The sequence below is a fragment of the Halomonas sp. NYA30 genome (assembly GCF_976980765.1).
Map to the genome: position 1 here is coordinate 865,894 of NZ_OZ334477.1, position 18,361 is coordinate 884,254.

Annotated in this window: 14 protein-coding genes and 1 pseudogene; 13 read left to right on the forward strand and 2 right to left on the reverse strand. The window is 54.6% G+C overall.

Going from position 1 to position 18,361, the window contains the following annotated elements:
- Nucleotides 1-107: 107 nt before the first annotated feature.
- The 4 genes from ACWI0H_RS04010 to ACWI0H_RS04025 all read left to right on the forward strand — a co-directional run bounded on the left by ACWI0H_RS04010 (nucleotide 108) and on the right by ACWI0H_RS04025 (nucleotide 2,886).
- The gene (locus ACWI0H_RS04010; RefSeq protein ID WP_295710171.1) at nucleotides 108-710 is read left to right on the forward strand and encodes a hypothetical protein; all 603 of its coding nucleotides are present in this window, start codon (nucleotides 108-110) and stop codon (nucleotides 708-710) included.
- Between the two features lie 23 nt (nucleotides 711-733).
- Entirely contained in the window at nucleotides 734-1,171 is a 438-nt protein-coding gene (locus ACWI0H_RS04015) for a phage holin family protein (protein ID WP_485874975.1), read from the forward strand.
- The gene (locus ACWI0H_RS04020) at nucleotides 1,168-2,238 is read left to right on the forward strand and encodes a DUF3618 domain-containing protein (RefSeq protein ID WP_485874977.1); all 1,071 of its coding nucleotides are present in this window, start codon (nucleotides 1,168-1,170) and stop codon (nucleotides 2,236-2,238) included. Before ACWI0H_RS04015 ends, ACWI0H_RS04020 begins: the two co-directional genes overlap by 4 nt.
- Nucleotides 2,239-2,751: 513 nt before the next feature.
- Nucleotides 2,752-2,886, forward strand: coding sequence for a hypothetical protein (locus ACWI0H_RS04025; protein WP_295710176.1), 135 nt, complete (start codon nucleotides 2,752-2,754; stop codon nucleotides 2,884-2,886).
- A gap of 53 nt (nucleotides 2,887-2,939) precedes the next feature.
- Here the strand turns inward: ACWI0H_RS04025 and xseA are convergent, their stop codons facing one another.
- Nucleotides 2,940-4,283 carry an exodeoxyribonuclease VII large subunit gene (xseA, locus tag ACWI0H_RS04030; RefSeq protein ID WP_485874979.1) on the reverse strand — a complete coding sequence of 448 codons (1,344 nt, stop codon included), beginning with the start codon at nucleotides 4,281-4,283 and terminating at the stop codon, nucleotides 2,940-2,942.
- A gap of 4 nt (nucleotides 4,284-4,287) precedes the next feature.
- Nucleotides 4,288-4,878, reverse strand: a complete 591-nt coding sequence (locus ACWI0H_RS04035) for a DsbA family oxidoreductase (RefSeq protein WP_485874981.1) — start codon at nucleotides 4,876-4,878, stop codon at nucleotides 4,288-4,290.
- Nucleotides 4,879-5,049: 171 nt separating this feature from the next.
- On the opposite strand from ACWI0H_RS04035, the gene guaB reads away from it, so the two are divergent.
- The 9 genes and pseudogenes from guaB (at nucleotide 5,050) to ACWI0H_RS04080 (ending at nucleotide 18,361) form a co-directional block, all read left to right on the forward strand.
- A complete protein-coding gene (gene guaB / locus ACWI0H_RS04040) occupies nucleotides 5,050-6,519 on the forward strand; it encodes an IMP dehydrogenase (RefSeq protein ID WP_101147940.1) in 1,470 nt (489 codons plus the stop codon).
- A 97-nt stretch (nucleotides 6,520-6,616) separates the two neighbouring features.
- Nucleotides 6,617-8,194 carry a glutamine-hydrolyzing GMP synthase gene (gene guaA, locus ACWI0H_RS04045; RefSeq protein WP_485874983.1) on the forward strand — a complete coding sequence of 526 codons (1,578 nt, stop codon included), beginning with the start codon at nucleotides 6,617-6,619 and terminating at the stop codon, nucleotides 8,192-8,194.
- Between the two features lie 413 nt (nucleotides 8,195-8,607).
- Complete coding sequence (locus ACWI0H_RS04050; protein WP_485874985.1) at nucleotides 8,608-10,380, forward strand: class I SAM-dependent DNA methyltransferase; 1,773 nt, start codon at nucleotides 8,608-8,610, stop codon at nucleotides 10,378-10,380.
- A 71-nt stretch (nucleotides 10,381-10,451) separates the two neighbouring features.
- Nucleotides 10,452-11,612 (forward strand): annotated as a pseudogene (locus tag ACWI0H_RS04055) (IS1380 family transposase); the annotation flags it as partial.
- A 236-nt stretch (nucleotides 11,613-11,848) separates the two neighbouring features.
- Nucleotides 11,849-13,393, forward strand: a complete 1,545-nt coding sequence (gene istA, locus ACWI0H_RS04060; protein ID WP_289109332.1) for an IS21 family transposase — start codon at nucleotides 11,849-11,851, stop codon at nucleotides 13,391-13,393.
- A gap of 14 nt (nucleotides 13,394-13,407) precedes the next feature.
- Nucleotides 13,408-14,163, forward strand: a complete 756-nt coding sequence (gene istB / locus ACWI0H_RS04065) for an IS21-like element helper ATPase IstB (protein ID WP_022522218.1) — start codon at nucleotides 13,408-13,410, stop codon at nucleotides 14,161-14,163.
- Nucleotides 14,164-14,249: 86 nt separating this feature from the next.
- Complete coding sequence (locus ACWI0H_RS04070) at nucleotides 14,250-14,396, forward strand: transposase (protein ID WP_485876158.1); 147 nt, start codon at nucleotides 14,250-14,252, stop codon at nucleotides 14,394-14,396.
- A 480-nt stretch (nucleotides 14,397-14,876) separates the two neighbouring features.
- Nucleotides 14,877-16,178, forward strand: a complete 1,302-nt coding sequence (locus ACWI0H_RS04075; protein ID WP_101146771.1) for an IS1380 family transposase — start codon at nucleotides 14,877-14,879, stop codon at nucleotides 16,176-16,178.
- Nucleotides 16,179-16,360: 182 nt separating this feature from the next.
- Nucleotides 16,361-18,361, forward strand: coding sequence for a restriction endonuclease subunit S (locus tag ACWI0H_RS04080; protein WP_485874987.1), 2,001 nt, complete (start codon nucleotides 16,361-16,363; stop codon nucleotides 18,359-18,361).

Here is an 18,361-nt window from a genome sequence, read left to right on the forward strand (position 1 = left end):
TATTAACTATCGTGGCGATAATGAAGTGCACTTAATAGATGTGTAGTGATGCTGATTGTGTTTCACCACGGATGCTGAAAAGTGAGACGACAAGGAGGAAGTGACAGATGACCGATCAAGGAAAGCAGCCCAACCGCTCAACGGAGTCGCTTAAGCAGCAAGGGCGCGACACGGCCCATGAAGTCAGCGATGCGGCCCATCACCAGGCTGAAAGCTACTTCAATCAACAGCGTGATAACGCGGCAGAACAGTCCCACAAATTCACCAGCGTTTTGCAAAAAATGGCTGATGAATTCGATAACCAGCAGCAGCCTTACTTCTCCAAACAAGCGAGAAAGTTTGCTGATACCACCGAACGGTTTTCCAGCTCATTGCGCGATAAAGATTTACGCACGGTATGCAATGAAGCGCAAAGCTTTAGTCGTCGTGAGCCCGCGTTGTTTGTCGGCGGCTTGATTGCTGCTGGTTTTTTAGCGACCCGCTTTCTGCGTAGTTCCGGCCAGCACTCGCACGGCCAGCACTCGCATAGTGATGATGCAAATTCAGGCTATTCACATACGCCCGATGAGCGCTCAACGGGGCTTCCAATGCAGGAAAATGTTCCCGCCGGGCAAGCGTCACCGGCTAGCCAGGCATCGAGCCTTTCAGGCAGCGCCGTGGCCGGTAACGGGGCAATGGGTTCGTCAGGTCGAGAAAATGGAATGCCCTAACGCTAGGGCCAGGGAGGCATAGAATGGATTCGGATAACAAACCCACGTCGCAAAGTTCATCGGTCGGTTCGCTGCTCTCGACAGTGATGCAGGAAATCAGCTCGCTGGTGCGCAACGAGGCCGCACTCGCCAAGACCGAGATGACCGAGAAGATCCATCAAGCGATGGGCGCGATTGCTTCGATTGCGATGGCCGGTGCGGTTTTGCTGGGCGGCTTTTTGACTCTGTTAGCAGCGCTGGTCTTTCTGCTCAACGAAGTGCTCCCGGCGGATACCACGCCTTGGCTCTCTGCCTTAATCGTCGGTGTCGTCGTGACGATTATTGGTGTGATGATGCTTAAAGCGGGCCAGAAGAAACTACAGGCGCGCAACCTGATGCCCAGCCGTACGATGCATAGCCTGCAGAGCGACAAGACCACGGCGAAGCAGCATCAGCACAACGTCAAGGAGGAGTTGAAATGACGGATCATGACCATCAGCGCAGTCCTGAAGAGATTGAAAAGGATATCAATCAATCGCGCGAGCGCCTTGATTCAACCCTGCATGAAATCGAAGAGCGCTTCTCTCCTCAGCAGTTGTTGAATACCTCCTATGAGTATATTCGCCATGGGGGCGCTAACGAGTTCGTGTCTAATTTAAGCACCACCATTAAGCAGAATCCCTTGCCGTTCCTGCTCACCAGCGCTGGTATCGGCTGGCTAATGCTGGCTCAGCGCCAACCGAATACGTCACGCAACCATCAGCAGTACGCCTCGGATATGGACCAGCGTTTCTACACCGGTGGGCAGTCCTCTCATGGGGCTAGCAGTGACCACGGCTCGCCGGGCGTGCCCGTGCATGAAGGCACGCATCCTAACGGTGGCGCGCCCGCTTATAGCAGCACGCCTTCCGGCGTAGCCGCTGGTTCAGAGAGCCATAGCGACGGTAAAGGCCGCATGAGCCGGGCGAAAGAGGGCGCCAGCAGCATGAAAGATGGCGCTAAAGGTAAAGCCCAGCACTTAGGCCAAAAAGCCAGAGACACCGCCCAGCAATGGGGCAGCAAGGCACACCAAATGGGGGATAATATGCGCAACTCTTCATCCCATCTTCAGCATGGCGCGCAGGACCGCATGCACAACATGGGGCATCGTGCTCACCAATCTGGAAGCCAGGCCTCCGATTTTGTTCAGGATCACCCCTTGGTAGTGGGCGCACTTGGGTTTGCGCTGGGGGCGGCCCTGGGCGGCATCTTCCCTGCCACCAAGAAAGAGGATGAGTACATGGGCGAGTACCGCGACCGCGTTATGCATAAGGCTGCCGAAACCGGGCAAGCGCAAGCGGACAAGGCGCAACAGTCCGTCCATGAAAAAGCCGAGTCCTATAAAGGCGAGCATCATGATGCGGCTGGTTCACCCACCCCAACGCCCACCACCGAGCGTTCGGCGCCTCAGAAACACGACGCGGATGACAAGCAACATAGCCAGGGCTTGGCGGGCTCGAGCACGCCTTCCGGTAACACCCAAGGCTCAGGCACGAATCACACGCCTTAAAGGCTGTGAATAGCAGAGCGTGACACCAGTGGCCGCATAATGCGGCCACTGTTATTTAAGACCAGGTATTTAATATCCAGGTATTGAGAACCTAGGCTCAGCGCCAGGCGCAGGAATTAAACCCGGCCGATAGCGCTAGACCATAAGCATCATTGGTATTCCCAATTGCGTCTTTTTAGCATGTGTTTTATGTTCAAGTGGCTGTTTTTAAAAAGTTATTTTGAAAGTGGCGACTGGGTGGGCGCTGCGTGGCTGCATTGCAAGTTAACCATTAAGCGCTACAGTGAAAGCAGCTTGGATGGGAGGTGGCGTTATTGGGAAGTCAGTAGCGTTATTGAAACATCAGTTGCCTCCATTCTTGCGTTCATCACGCGACTCAAGGAGCCCGGTTGGCCATGAAGGCCAGGGCAATAATGAATCTCAGTACTTGAATCCAGTACTTGAACCTAAGTACTTGAAACTAAGCACTTGAAACTAAGTACATGACTAGTACGTCAGCGAAAGGAAAAAACGATGACTCAAGCCTCCGAGCACGATAAAAAAGACCCTAAAGAGCGTGACGATCACCACGATGATGCGAATCCAATGCCGGATACGCATCACGTCAATAAGGGCTCCGATGACAAAAAGTCGGATGATAAGAAATAAGCTCTCTAACCATGGCTTAGCATTGCGAATACAGTGCTGAACCAGCGCAGGCGCTACTTCTTGTAGCGCCTTTTAATTTCCACGCTCAACCTTCCTTCTCCCAAGCGCAGCTTTAGCATTTGCCCCGGCTGGGTATCTTCCGCACGCCGAATGACCTGCCCCTGCTCATCCTGAGCAATCGCATAGCCACGCCCCAACACCGCCAGCGGGCTGACTGCATTGAGCTCCCGTGCAGCACTGGTTAAGCGTGCCTGACGATTTTCGAGCTGGCGCTGCATGGCGGTGCCCAAGCGGCGCTGAAGCTGGCTCACCCGCTCGCTTTCTGCACGATGCAGCCGCGTCATATCCTGGCTGGCCAAGCGTCTATTCAACTGCGCTACCTGGGCTTTCTGCTGGGTAAGCGTTTGCTGCATGGCACGATTCAAGCGCTGATCAAGGGCGGTTAAGTGCTGGCGCTGGCGATTGAGCTGCTCCCCGGGGTGGCGCAGCTTGGCGCGCAGAGTATCCAGGCGCTGGCTGTCGCGCTCTAACCGTGCCTGCATCGCCCGCTGCAGGCGGCTGTGTTGATGCTCTAGCTGGCGCTTGAGAGTGTTTTGGTCCGGCACTAAGCGTTCGGCCGCTGCAGAGGGCGTGGGCGCACGCATATCCGCGGCGAAGTCCGCCAGCGTAATATCCACCTCATGGCCTACCGCCGACATCACCGGCAGCCGGGAGTGAAAAATCGCCCGTGCTAAATGCTCGTTGTTGAAGGCCCATAAATCTTCCAGACTACCGCCGCCACGGGTGATCAAGATCACATCGCGCTCAGGGTCTAATCGTGCCTGACGGTTAAGCAATGCCAACGCAGAGATCATTGCCGGAGCGGCTTCAGCACCCTGCACCGGCACCGGAATCAGCGTTACATCCGTCAGCGGCCAGCGTGCTTCAAGCACCGCCAGCACATCGCGAATGGCCGCCCCGGTGGCGGAGCTCAAAATCAGTAGCTTGCGGGGCGGGAAGGGTAGCGGTCGGGCATTCGCAAACACGCCTTCACCCTCCAGCTGCGCTTTTAAACGCTCAAACGCCGCCAGCAGTTCCCCCAGCCCCGCAGCCTGCACGGCCTCGGCAATCAGTTGGTAGTCACCGCGGGGCTCGAACAGCGACACACGCCCACGCAGCTTGACCTGATCGCCATCGCGCATCGGCGCCGAGACAAACCGCGCCCGCTGGCGAAACAGCGCACAGCGGATCTGCGCCCGGTCATCCTTCAGCGTGAAATAGACATGCCCCGACGCCGGGCGGGAAACGTTAGAGAGCTCGCCCTCTACCCACACTTCGCCCACATCGCGCTCAAGGGTTTGCTTGGCGCGCTGGTTGAGTTGGCTGACGGAAAGCGCCTGGGGAGTGGGGGAGGCCATAGGGTTACGCCCGCTCTATTAGGAAACGTTTTAACGCCGCAGGGTCGGGCACGCCCTGAATCACTTCGCCATCGATCACCAGCGTTGGTACCGACTGAATACGTGCTTCATCCACTGCGTGGCGCTGCGCCGCTTGGTGCTGCTCGCGGTAACGGCCTTCGGCCAGGGCATTCATCACCGCTTGGCGCTCCAGGCCTACCGACTCGCCAATATCGGCCAGCACTTCGGGATCGCCAATATCGCGCTCCTGCTGGAAGAACGCTTTCAAGGCCGCCATGGAGTAGGGGTGGCCCACTCCCTGCTCTTCGGCCATGGCAAACACTTCAAAGGCTTTATCGGTACGCGGCTGCGGGGAAATGTTGGGCAGCGTAATGGGCACGCCGAGCTTTTCTGCCATGGGGTAGACCGAATCGCGCCATACCTGGGGCAGGTAAGGGTCTTCTACCTTTAACGTTGGCACCGGGGCAGGGCGAAGCTCAAAAGGCCGCCAGCGGATTTCTACATCCATACCGTCAGTTGCTTGAACAATCGCCTCTTCCGCCAGCAGGCAGAAGGGGCAAACATAATCGGTATATACAATGATTTCCTGAGGCAACAGAACGCCCTCCGCGTCGTAAAATGTCTAGTCAGCAGCCTAACATTAAACGTCATTAGCAATTGGTATAAGCACAACAGCCTGACTGCATTGCTGGAGCACCCCTCAAAACGCTATAATAGGCGATTAACCTTTCACGCCCCACTTCCTCTCAATCAGGGTGTTGCCGCTATGCTACGTATGGCCCAAGAAGCACTTACGTTCGATGACGTTCTTCTCGTTCCCGGCTTCTCCGATGTCCTCCCCAAGGATGTCAGCCTCAAAACCCGCCTGACCCGCAATCTCTCGCTCAATATTCCCTTGCTTTCTGCCGCGATGGACACCGTTACCGAAGCGCGCCTAGCGATTGCGATGGCTCAGGAAGGCGGCATTGGCATCATCCATAAAAGCATGACCATGACCCAGCAAGCTGCTGAAGTGCGCAAGGTCAAAAAGCACGAAAGCGTGATTGTGAAAGACCCGGTCACTGTGAGCCCCAAGGCCAAACTCGAAGACCTGCTCGCCATGGCGCGGGAGTACGGCTTCTCCGGCTTCCCCGTGGTAGAGGGCGAAACCCTGGTAGGCATCGTGACCGAGCGCGACATGCGCTTCCAGCCTAACCACGGCGACAGTGTCGAAGCGATCATGACGCCGCGCGACCGGCTGATTACCGTCAAAGAAGGCACCGATCTCGAAACCAGCAAAGCCAAGATGCGCGAACACCGCATCGAGAAAATGCTGATCGTCGATGACGAGTTCCACCTGCGCGGACTGGTCACCTTCCAGGATATCGAAAAAGCCCGCACCTACCCGATGGCCGCGAAAGACAGCGACGGCCGTTTGCTAGTCGGCGCCGCGGTCGGCACCGGCCCTGAAACGCCGGATCGCGTCGCGGCACTCGCTGAAGCTGGCGTGGATGTGATTATCGTCGATACCGCCCACGGCCACTCCCAAGGCGTGATTGACCGCGTACGTTGGATCAAACAGAACTTCCCGGCCATTCAGGTGATTGGCGGCAACATCGCCACCGGCGCCGCTGCCAAAGCACTGGCCGAAGCGGGTGCGGATGCCGTGAAAGTCGGCATTGGCCCTGGCTCTATCTGCACCACGCGCATCGTCGCAGGCGTTGGTGTGCCGCAAATCACTGCGGTTTCCAACGTGGCCGAAGCGCTCAAAGAGTTCGACATTCCGCTGATTGCCGATGGCGGCGTGCGCTACTCCGGTGATTTGGCCAAAGCGATTGCCGCTGGTGCCAGTGCCGTGATGGTCGGTGGCCTGCTGGCCGGTACCGAAGAAGCGCCGGGTGAAGTCGAGCTTTACCAGGGCCGTACCTACAAAGCCTACCGTGGCATGGGCTCCATGGGTGCCATGTCCCAGAACCAGGGCAGCGCCGACCGCTACTTCCAGGATAAGAGCGAAGGTGCCGAGAAGCTGGTGCCGGAAGGTATCGAAGGCCGCGTTCCCTATAAAGGCATGATGAGCGCCATCGTTCACCAGCTGATGGGCGGCCTGCGCGCTTCCATGGGCTACACCGGCTGCCGCGATATTCAGGAAATGCGCACCAAGCCGGAATTCGTACAAATTACCGGCGCTGGCTTTAACGAATCCCACGTTCACAACGTGCAGATCACCAAAGAAGCTCCCAACTATCGGGTGAGCTAACCAGCGTTTTTAGTTAAAACGGCGGCGGGCACAACAGCTCGCCGCTTGCTTTTTGGCCTTACCAGCGGCACCCGCACCGCTTAACCGAGACCCCGCCATGAGTGACATTCACGCCCATAAGATTTTGATTCTCGACTTCGGCTCCCAGTACACCCAACTGATCGCCCGCCGCGTTCGCGAGATCGGCGTCTATTCCGAAGTCCGCGCGTTTGATATCACCGAAGAGGAGATCCGCGAGTACAACCCCAACGGCATTATCATGGCCGGTGGCCCGGAATCCGTGACGCAGCTGGACTCCCCGCGTGCGCCCCAGTGCGTGTTTGAAATGGGCCTGCCGGTATTTGGTATCTGCTACGGCATGCAGACCATGGCTGAGCAGTTGGGCGGCAAGGTAGAGGGCTCTAACCAGCGCGAATTCGGCTACGCGCAAATTCAGATCGACGAAGACAACGCGCTGTTCAAAGACATCAAAGATCACGTAGACGCGAAAAGCGGCAAAACCCTGCTGGACGTATGGATGAGCCACGGCGACAAGGTGGCCCAAGCGCCCGACGCGTTCACCGTGACCGCCTCCACGCCGAGCTGCCCGATTGCCGCCATGGCCTGGGAAGAGAAGCAGTTTTACGGCGTACAGTTCCACCCGGAAGTGACCCACACCCTGCAAGGCCAGCGCATCCTCGAGCACTTCGTGCTGGATATCTGTAAAGCCGAAAAGCTGTGGACGCCCGCACAAATCATCGAAGACCAGGTACAGCGCGTGCGCGAGCAAGTGGGCGACCGCCATGTACTGCTCGGCCTCTCCGGCGGCGTGGATTCCTCTGTGGTTGCCGCGCTGCTGCACAAAGCGATTGGCACCCAGCTAACCTGCGTCTTCGTCGATAACGGCCTGCTGCGTAAAGCGGAAGGCGACCAGGTGATGGAAACCTTCGCCAAGCACATGGGCGTGAAGGTGATCCGCGTAGACGCCGAAGACCTGTTCCTCGGCAAGCTGAAAGGCGAGAAAGACCCGGAGGCCAAGCGCAAAATCATCGGTAACACCTTCATCGACGTGTTCGATGAAGAGGCCAGCAAAATTGAAGGCGTGGAGTTCCTGGCCCAGGGCACCATCTACCCGGACGTGATCGAATCCGCCGCTTCTAAAACCGGCAAAGCGCACGTGATCAAATCCCACCACAACGTCGGTGGCCTGCCGGAAACCATGAAGCTCAAGCTGGTCGAGCCCCTGCGCGAACTGTTTAAAGACGAAGTGCGCAAACTCGGCCTGGAACTCGGCCTGCCCTACGATATGGTGTACCGCCACCCGTTCCCTGGCCCCGGCCTGGGCGTGCGTATTCTGGGTGAAGTGAAGAAAGAGTACGCCGACATCCTCCGGGACGCCGACGCCATCTTCATCGAAGAGCTGCGCGCCTCTGGATGGTACGAAAAAACCAGCCAAGCCTTCGCCGTGTTCCTGCCGGTGAAGTCCGTAGGCGTCGTCGGCGACGGCCGCCGCTACGAATGGGTCATCGCGCTACGCGCGGTAGAAACCATCGACTTCATGACCGCCCGCTGGGCGCACCTGCCTTATGAGCTGCTGGAGAAGGTTTCCAACCGGATTATCAATGAGTTGGAAGGGGTTTCGCGGGTGACTTATGATGTGAGCAGTAAGCCGCCTGCTACTATTGAGTGGGAGTGAGTGTTTGATTTTTTAAATAATCTTTAGGAATGATTAGCCAAGTGGTTCTTGAAAAATAAAATTCCACTTGGCGCTGATTTTCATAGCTATGAGATATGTTCGCTTAAACAGCTTCAGCAGTTCACTTGTACAAAGAAAAATACTAAATGATAGGGGGCAGTTGTTTGACTGGGATCCCAAAATAACCCTCGTCGCTCTAACCATTTGTATATCAGATAAAATCATTTTGGCAATGAGGTGGATATTAATTATGTTTAGTAAATGTTCTATGTTAAATTCGCCTTTCGCAATACATATCCTAAAGCAGAAGGTGGCCCCAATAGCGCTGATTTTGTGTTTTATGGCAAACCAAACGTCTTTATTATTGTTGCAATCAATCAGACGCTTAAAAACTAGCTATCACAGAGCAGCTCATGAATCTCAGTAGTAACATTAAGTCTATTCAAGACATCATGCGTAAGGACGATGGCGTTGATGGCGATGCTCAGCGCCTCGGTCAGCTTACATGGATGCTTTTCCTCAAAGTTTTTGATCAACGTGAAGAGGAGTGGGAAGCCGATGACATCAAATATCTATCTCCTATTCCAGAACGTTTTCGCTGGCGCAACTGGGCGAAGCTTTCGCTCGATAGCACCAGTAAGAAAAAAATGCAAACTGTTGGTAATGAACTGATCAGTTTCGTTAATAGTGAATTGTTTCCTGCACTCAAGTACCAAATTGACGCCAGCCAAAGTCCACAACACAAAGTCATTAAGCAGGTTTTTGAAGACGCCAATAACTATATGAAATCCGGCTTGCAGATGCTAGCGGTGATTGAAAAACTGGAAGGTGCCATTAACTTCCACGACTTCAAAACCCGCGCTAGCCTTGGTGATGTATATGAGCAACTGCTTAATGATTTGCGTGGCGCAGGTAACGCTGGTGAGTTTTATACCCCGCGTGCTATCACCGCTTTTATGGTAGATCGCGTCGACCCCCGTTTAGATAAGCTCGAAGCAGTAATGGATCCAGCCTGTGGTACCGGTGGTTTCTTAACGGCTGCTATTGATCACTTTCGCAATCAGCTAACTACAAAATCAAGCGCGGAAGACAAGCGTGCTATAGAAAAGTTGATCCGCGGAATTGAAAAAAAGCAGTTGCCCCATTTGCTGTGTACAACCAACATGCTTTTGCATGGCATCGACGTGCCAAGTCAAATTGAACACTTTAATACGCTCGGTAAAAGTTGGGAGGAATGGAGCGCACACGATAAGGTTGACTGTATTATCACTAATCCGCCTTTCGGTGGTTATGAAGATGATGGCGCCGGTAGCGATTACCCTGACGAGCTACGAACGCGAGAAACCGCCGACATGTTTATGGCGCTCATCATCCAAAAATTATTAAAGAATAATGGCCGAGCAGCCGTTGTCTTGCCGGATGGCTTTCTATTTGGTAATGGTATTAAGAATGTCTTAAAAGAGTTGTTATTGCGCAACTGCAAGCTGCATACCGTTATTAGGTTACCAAAAGGTGTGTTTGCCCCTTATACAACCATTAAAACTAATTTGCTTTTTTTTAATAGACACCCTATAGCAGATGATGGCGGCGATCACTTCCACACTGAGACTATCTGGTTCTACGAGCACCCTTACCCAGCAGGCTATAAAAGCTATTCCAAAACCAAGCCCATCCGCCTTGAAGAATTTAAACCTGAGCAGGAATGGTGGGGCACTGAAGTTAATGACTTTGCTGACCGTGTAGAAAATGAGTTTGCATGGAAAGTTGATTTCAAAGAAAAGCGCGAAACAGCAGAATCCTCCGCTTCACCTCATTGGCAGCGCTCTAAGGAACTGAACAATGAGGCTGCCAAACTGGAAGAGGAAGCTAATTATTTGCGCAAAAGCTTGGCTGGTGCCAGCAATGCTGCGTACCGCGAGAAAGTCAATGCTCAGACTGCAGAGCTGCGAGTCAAGGTTGAACAGCTGCGTATGCAAGCGCGAGATGCCCAATCAGTGGGCGATGGAATCTACTGGCCCATCTTCAATCTTGATATCAAAAACCCCAATGCACCAGAGGAAGTAATCTACGACCCAGACCTGCTGCTGGAAAAATATAAGAAACTGTTGAGCGAAATAGAAGAAACCGAAAATCAGCTTAAGAGCGAACTTGCTGTCGCTCTAGCCTGGATTTCTCACGGGGTATAAAAGAAAGCGGCTGAAAGTGTTAACGTTTCAGGGCCTTACACCAAAAACCAACACCAACCGCCGCTTCCAAAATGGTACCTGAAAAACTGACCTTCTCGCCACTCTCACGCCGGCAAATTGAAGCCGATTTCTCTGGGGGCCACATCACCTCCGATGCTGGATTGCTCTTGCTACGGGAAGTCGATAAACAACATCGTCTGACGCACCGCTTGGCCTCCGTGCTTCATGATCCCCGCGCACCGGAACAGGTTCGTCACAAGCTCGACACTCTGGTGCGTCAGCGGGTGTTCGGTGTCGCCGCGGGCTACGAAGATTTTAACGACCATGAGGCCCTACGTTACGACCAAGCGCTTCAGACCGCGCTAGGTGAAGATGAAGTCTTGGCGGGTAAGTCTACACTGTGTCGGAGCGAGCAGAAGGTAGACCGGCAAGCGATGGTGAAGGCCCATGCGTTACTGTGGCATCACTTCATTGAGCAGCATGACCAACCCCCCAAGGAAATCGTGCTGGACTTTGATGGCACCGATATCCCTGTGCACGGCGAGCAACCCGGGAAGTTCTTTAACCGCTATTATGATCACCACTGCTACTTCCCGCTGTATGTCTTCTGTGGCCGCCATCTGCTAGTGAGCTATCTGCGTACCAGTGACCACAGCGACAGCCATCACAGCTGGGCCATCCTGGCGTTACTGGTGCGCTTTATCCGCCAGTACTGGCCCGATACGCGCATTGTGTTACGAGGTGATAGTCACTTTTGTCGCCCCCGGATGCTGAACTGGTGCGATCGGCATCACGTTGACTATATCGTGGGTATCGGTAAGAACAGTCGGCTGCTCAAGGAAGTGGACGTGCCCATGATGCTGGTGCGCAAGACCCAATGGCAGGTGGGAGGCAAAGTGGCAGAGACGTTCCGCTTCCCGTATCAAGCACACTCTTGGAAATACCCACGCTGGGTGGTCGCTCGTCTAGAAGAAAGCGAGCTGGGCTCCAATCCCCGATTTATCATCAGCTCCCGTTACGACGACGGCTTCAAGCTTTACTACGAGCAGTATTGTGCTCGGGGCGACATGGAAAACCGAATCAAGGATCAACAACTGAGCCTGTTTGCTGACCGGACCTCCAGTACGCACTGGTGGGCCAATCAGTGGCGGCTGATCTTATCGGGCTTCGCCTATACGCTGTTCGAGCGCTTACGTACTTACCTGAAGAAGACCCCTTTTGAGCGCATGAGCCCAAGCTGCGTATTCCGCCCTATCGTGACCGCCCATTCCGTTTGAACGTGACCGTCTGTTCTGGATGATGGTGACCGCGCATTCCGTTTTATCGTGACCGATTTTGGGCAGTTTTCCGGAATCGCCGGTCACGTTGCCGGAATCATCGGTCACGTTCCCCCGGAATCACATCCAACACGCTGGAATTCTTCAACTTTATTCGGCATACCCTTCTTTTTCATCACGAGGAAGTGCGGATGCCGGCTGCGAGGATTTCCATGCGACAGATCATCGAGGTCTTGCGCCTCAAGCACGAAGTAGGCCTGAGCCACGACCGCATTGCCCGCGCCTGTGGTCTCTCCAAAGGCGTGGTCGGCAAGTACGTCAGCCAGGCCCAGGCGAAGGGCATCACTTGGCCGTTGCCCGAGGATGCTGATGAGGCCTGGCTGGAAGTACGGCTGTTCCCCGTCAAGGCACCGCCCTCACGCTTTGCCGAGCCGGATTACTTCCAGGTCCACCAGGAACTCAAGACCAAGGGCGTTACCTTGCAACTGCTCTGGGCCGAGTACACGGAACGCCACGGCGACAAGGCCTACCGCTACAGCCAATTCTGCCACCACTACCGGCTCTGGCGGGGGCGGCAACGGCGCAGCATGCGCCAGGTTCACCGGGCCGGCGAGAAGGTCTTTATCGATTACTGCGGACCGACCGTGCCGGTGGTGGACCGGAGCACCGGAGAGATGCGTCAGGCCCAGGTCTTTGTCGCCGTGCTTGGCGCCTCCAGCTACACCTTCGCCGAGGCCACCGGGAGCCAGAGCCTGCCGGACTGGATCGCCTCCCACCAACGGATGCTGACGTTCTTCGGCGGGGTGCCGGCACTGCTGGTTCCGGACAACCTCAAGGCAGCGGTCACCAAGGCGGACCGTTACACCCCGAAGATCAACGAGACTTACGCTGAACTGGCTGCTCACTATCAGACGGCGGTGCTGCCCGCGCGTCCCTACAAGCCCAAGGACAAGGCAAAGGCTGAAGCCGCCGTGCTGTTGGTCGAGCGCTGGATCCTGGCCCGGTTACGGCACCAGACGTTCTTCTCTCTGGCCGAGTTGAACGCCGCCATCGCCGCGTTGTTACCAGCGCTGAACCAACGCCCGTTCCAAGGACGGACAGAGAGTCGTCAAAGCCTGTTCGATGCCCTCGACCGACCGGCACTACGACCACTCCCCGCCACGCCCTACACCTACGCCGAGTGGCGTAAGGCACGGCCGGGTATCGACTATCACATCGAGATCGAGAAGCGGCTATACAGCGTGCCCCACGCCCTGGTGGGGGTGAAGCTGGACGTTCGGGTGACCGACACCTCCGTGGAGGTCATGCACAAAGGGCAGCGAGTGGCGCTACATCCTCGTCATGGTAAGGGCCGCTTCGCCACCCTGACGGAACACATGCCTAAATCGCACCAGGCCCATCAGAACTGGTCACCGGGACGGTTCCTGAACTGGGCCAATGACATCGGCCCCGGCACGCTGGGCGTGGTGCAGAAGCAGCTCAAGGATCGGCCTCATCCGGAACATGGTTACCGCGCCTGCCTGGGACTTCTGAACCTTAGTCGGCGCTACAGTCGTGATCGCCTGGAGCAGGCCTGTGCCCGGGCGCTGGCCATCCACTCCGCCAGTTACCAGAGCATCACCTCGATCCTGAAGCAGGGGCTGGATCAGTTACCGCTGCCGTTGGTCGAGGAGCCACCGGAACTGACCGAGCTGCCGGTTCACACCAACGTTCGCGGCCCCCACTACTACCACTGATCCCGGAGAAACGTATGCTAACGCACAACACCCTCGATACCTTGCGCCACCTCAAGCTGACGGGCATGGGCGATGCCCTGGAACAACAACGCGCCCAACCGGAAACCCACGACCTGGCGTTCGAGGAACGCCTTGCCCTGTTAGTGGATCGGGAGGTGCTGCACCGGGAAAACCGTCGGCTGGACCGGCTGCTCAAGGCCGCCCGCCTGCGCGTGCCGGCGTGCATCGAAGACATCGATTACCGTCATCCCCGGGGACTGGAACGCTCGCGTATGGCGGCCCTGGCGAGCAGCGACTGGATCCGCCAGTCCCTGAACCTGTGCATCACCGGGCCTACCGGTTGCGGCAAGACCTGGCTGGCCTGTGCCCTGGGCAATCAGGCCTGCCGGCAAGGCCTCTCGGTGCGCTACCTGCGAGTGCCGCGCCTGTTCGAGCAGGTGCGCATCGCGCACGGTGATGGTAGCTACGGTCGGCTGATGAACCAGTTGCTGAAGACCAACCTGCTGATCCTGGATGACTGGGGCATGCAGAAGATCACGGCGCAGCAGCGGCAGGACCTGATGGAAGTAATCGAAGACCGACACGGGCGGGGCTCCACCCTCATCGCCAGCCAGTTACCCACGGAGCACTGGCATGACTACATCGGCTCCGCCACGCTGGCAGACGCCATCATGGATCGGCTCCTGCACGGCGCTCACCGACTCAATCTGAAAGGGGAATCACTGAGAAAAACCAACGCACAAAAAACGGAATCGGTTGACCCATCGTGACCGCTCAGCGTACAAAACTCTCTCCAGCGTGAAGGCCGTGTGCAAATCGGTCACGATCACCGGAATGACCGGTCACGTTCGCCGGAATACGCACAAGCAACCTGAGGCTCAAACTCATCAAAGTGGGCGCGGTCATCATCCGCAATACGCGCCGAATCCGGGTGTTGATGAGTGACAGCTACCCCTATAAAGCGCAACTATCCGATCTCGTCAGGCGGTTGGTGCCGAACTGAATGCGCGGGCGCCCCCGGCCCGACGCAATGGGGGAAAGGGGGAAGTGTATCTGAACGACGGAAAGTGGTTAAAAAGTAGGCAATTTAAGATGTACCAATAGGTTTTTAATAGCATGGCGGCCTGGGTGCGGTACTTGCTGAGGTGCTATGAGAAATCCGGGCTAGCGCATCATTTTGTCAGTGAGAAAGCCTAATGGACGCGCGGAAGTTTTTAGCAGAGTTTGAGCATATTGCTAATGCGCCAGGTGGAGTGAAAAAACTACGTGAGCTGGTTATTCAGTTAGCTGTCTCAGGCCGTCTTGTAGAGCGAATTGCATCAGAATCACATGTTTCTAAGACAATTGATACAGCCGCTCTTTTGCGCCGAGACTACATAGCTAAGCTAGCCTGGATTTCTCACGGGGTATAAAAGAAAGCGGCTGAAAGTGTTAACGTTTCAGGGCCTTACACCAAAAACCAACACCAACCGCCGCTTCCAAAATGGTACCTGAAAAACTGACCTTCTCGCCACTCTCACGCCGGCAAATTGAAGCCGATTTCTCTGGGGGCCACATCACCTCCGATGCTGGATTGCTCTTGCTACGGGAAGTCGATAAACAACATCGTCTGACGCACCGCTTGGCCTCCGTGCTTCATGATCCCCGCGCACCGGAACAGGTTCGTCACAAGCTCGACACTCTGGTGCGTCAGCGGGTGTTCGGTGTCGCCGCGGGCTACGAAGATTTTAACGACCATGAGGCCCTACGTTACGACCAAGCGCTTCAGACCGCGCTAGGTGAAGATGAAGTCTTGGCGGGTAAGTCTACACTGTGTCGGAGCGAGCAGAAGGTAGACCGGCAAGCGATGGTGAAGGCCCATGCGTTACTGTGGCATCACTTCATTGAGCAGCATGACCAACCCCCCAAGGAAATCGTGCTGGACTTTGATGGCACCGATATTCCCGTGCACGGCGAGCAACCCGGGAAGTTCTTTAACCGCTATTATGATCACCACTGCTACTTCCCGCTGTATGTCTTCTGTGGCCGCCATCTGCTAGTGAGCTATCTGCGTACCAGTGACCACAGCGACAGCCATCACAGCTGGGCCATCCTGGCGTTACTGGTGCGCTTTATCCGCCAGTACTGGCCCGATACGCGCATTGTGTTACGAGGTGATAGTCACTTTTGTCGCCCCCGGATGCTGAACTGGTGCGATCGGCATCACGTTGACTATATCGTGGGTATCGGTAAGAACAGTCGGCTGCTCAAGGAAGTGGACGTGCCCATGATGCTGGTGCGCAAGACCCAATGGCAGGTGGGAGGCAAAGTGGCAGAGACGTTCCGCTTCCCGTATCAAGCACACTCTTGGAAATACCCACGCTGGGTGGTCGCTCGTCTAGAAGAAAGCGAGCTGGGCTCCAATCCCCGATTTATCATCAGCTCCCGTTACGACGACGGCTTCAAGCTTTACTACGAGCAGTATTGTGCTCGGGGCGACATGGAAAACCGAATCAAGGATCAACAACTGAGCCTGTTTGCTGACCGGACCTCCAGTACGCACTGGTGGGCCAATCAGTGGCGGCTGATCTTATCGGGCTTCGCCTATACGCTGTTCGAGCGCTTACGTACTTACCTGAAGAAGACCCCTTTTGAGCGCATGAGCCCAAGCAACCTGAGGCTCAAACTCATCAAAGTGGGCGCGGTCATCATCCGCAATACGCGCCGAATCCGGGTGTTGATGAGTGACAGCTACCCCTATAAAGCGCAACTATCCGATCTCGTCAGGCGGTTGGTGCCGAACTGAATGCGCGGGCGCCCCCGGCCCGACGCAATGGGGGAAAGGGGGAAGTGTATCTGAACGACGGAAAGTGGTTAAAAAGTAGGCAATTTAAGATGTACCAATAGGTTTTTAATAGCATGGCGGCCTGGGTGCGGTACTTGCTGAGGTGCTATGAGAAATCCGGGCTAGGTTTGCGCGAAACTAAAATGCAGCCACAATTGCATGTTCAGCCCTTTACTATTCCCAAACATTGGCAGTGGACTCGCCTCGAAAAAATCTGCTTGTACATTCAAAGAGGTAAAAGCCCCAAGTATGCAGTTAAAGGCTCGACTTATGTAGTTTCACAAAAATGTGTGAAATGGACTGGATTTGATATTTCACCCGCGCGCTTTGTTGCAGATGACGCTTTGAGCTCTTACAGCAAAGAGCGATTTCTATGCACAGGTGACTTATTATGGAACTCTACGGGGACTGGCACTGCTGGTCGAGTCGCGATTTATCAGCCTGACGAATATGTATCAGCCGTAGCGGATTCGCATATTACAGTTCTTCGTCTTGCAAATTGCTCCCCACGCTACATATGGTGTGTAATTGCTTCGCCTTGGGTGCAGTTGCGTATTGATCCATCTCATTCAAATTCTTTAGTCTCCGGCACTACGCAACAAGTGGAATTAAATACAAGTATAGCTAGGGGGCTGCCTATTCCTCTTCCTCCAATCCAAGAACAACATCGCATCGTAGCTAAAGTTGATGAATTAATGGGTCTGTGTGACAAACTTGAAGAGCAACATCAGGCCCGACGCAAGCTGCAAAACAACCTACGTCAGTCCACTCTGCAATCTGTCACTAAAGCAAGCAGTCCGCAAGAGCTGCAAATTACTGGAGCCCGTCTGACTGACATATTCGGAGAATTGTTTAGTGCGCCTGAGGATGTGAATGAGTTTGTCTCAGAGCTCAAAAATATGGCCGTCCATGGTTTGCTTTTGTCTCCATCTACATCACTTCCGCCCGTGGATGAGGCTATCGCCGATTGCGATAGCCTGCGTGATCAATATCTTACATCAGGTCTAATGCGACGTCAGAAAGTCATACCTATCAAAGATCCTGGCATTTCATATCCCTCGCATTGGGGGATTACACCATTTGATAAAGTGGCTGTCGTTATCGGCGGTGTGACTAAAGGTCGAGATTTGCGCGGGCGTGATGTTGTGAATTGTCCATATCTGACAGTAGCGAATGTTCAGCGCGGTTTTTTTAAACTAGCTGAGCTGAAGACAATCCAGATTGGCAAGACTGAGATTAATAAGTATCTAGTGAAAGAAGGTGACTTACTTATCACTGAGGGGGGGGATTGGGACAAAGTAGGACGTACAGCCATTTGGCGAGGTGAAGTGGAAAATTGCCTCCATCAGAACCATGTGTTTAAGGCACGCGTTCCTTCGCTATCCTTACTTAACGAATGGGTTGAGCTTGTATTTAATTCAGGTGTAGGCCGTGATTATTTCGCAGGAGCTTCAAAGCAAACAACTAATCTGGCGTCGATTAACATGACGCAGCTTCGAAGCTTCCCATTGCCGATTCCTCCACTTGATGAACAGCGAGATATTTTGGCAAAACTGAATGCGCTGACGGAGCAAGCCGACTTATGGTACCAACAGTTGGAAAGAAAACATCGTCTGTCAGGGTTGCTCGCTGAGGCGTCTGTAGCTGCCTTCACTGGGATTGCCATCGAACAAGGAGAAGAACCGATGAAAGCCCCGAAAACCGAATTAATCGCTCCGCTGCGCTTGGGCATAATACCTGATATCAAAGACCAGGCGCCATTAGCCACTATTTTGGCTCGTCAGAATAGTGAGATGGAAGCAAAAGATTTGTGGCAGCACTGGGGGCTGGATAAATCTATTGATGAGTTTTATGCCCAATTAAAAGCCGAGGTAGCTAGCGGCTGGATTGTAGAGCCAGTTGTTCTAAGAGTGCGCGAAAACTTAGATATTGACATACTTCCGTCGGAACTAAAGCCTTATGCTCAGCTGGCTAGGCTGTTAAAAAAAACCGGCAAGTTGTACGAAAATGAATTATGTACACTCTTTGACCGAGAAATTGATGTCTTCAGAAAGCAATTAAAAACTGAAATCGAAAATAATTGGATAGTGAAAGAATCTGCCGCAGAGATGAAAATTGTTTTAGTTGCAAAGGAGATAGTTTGA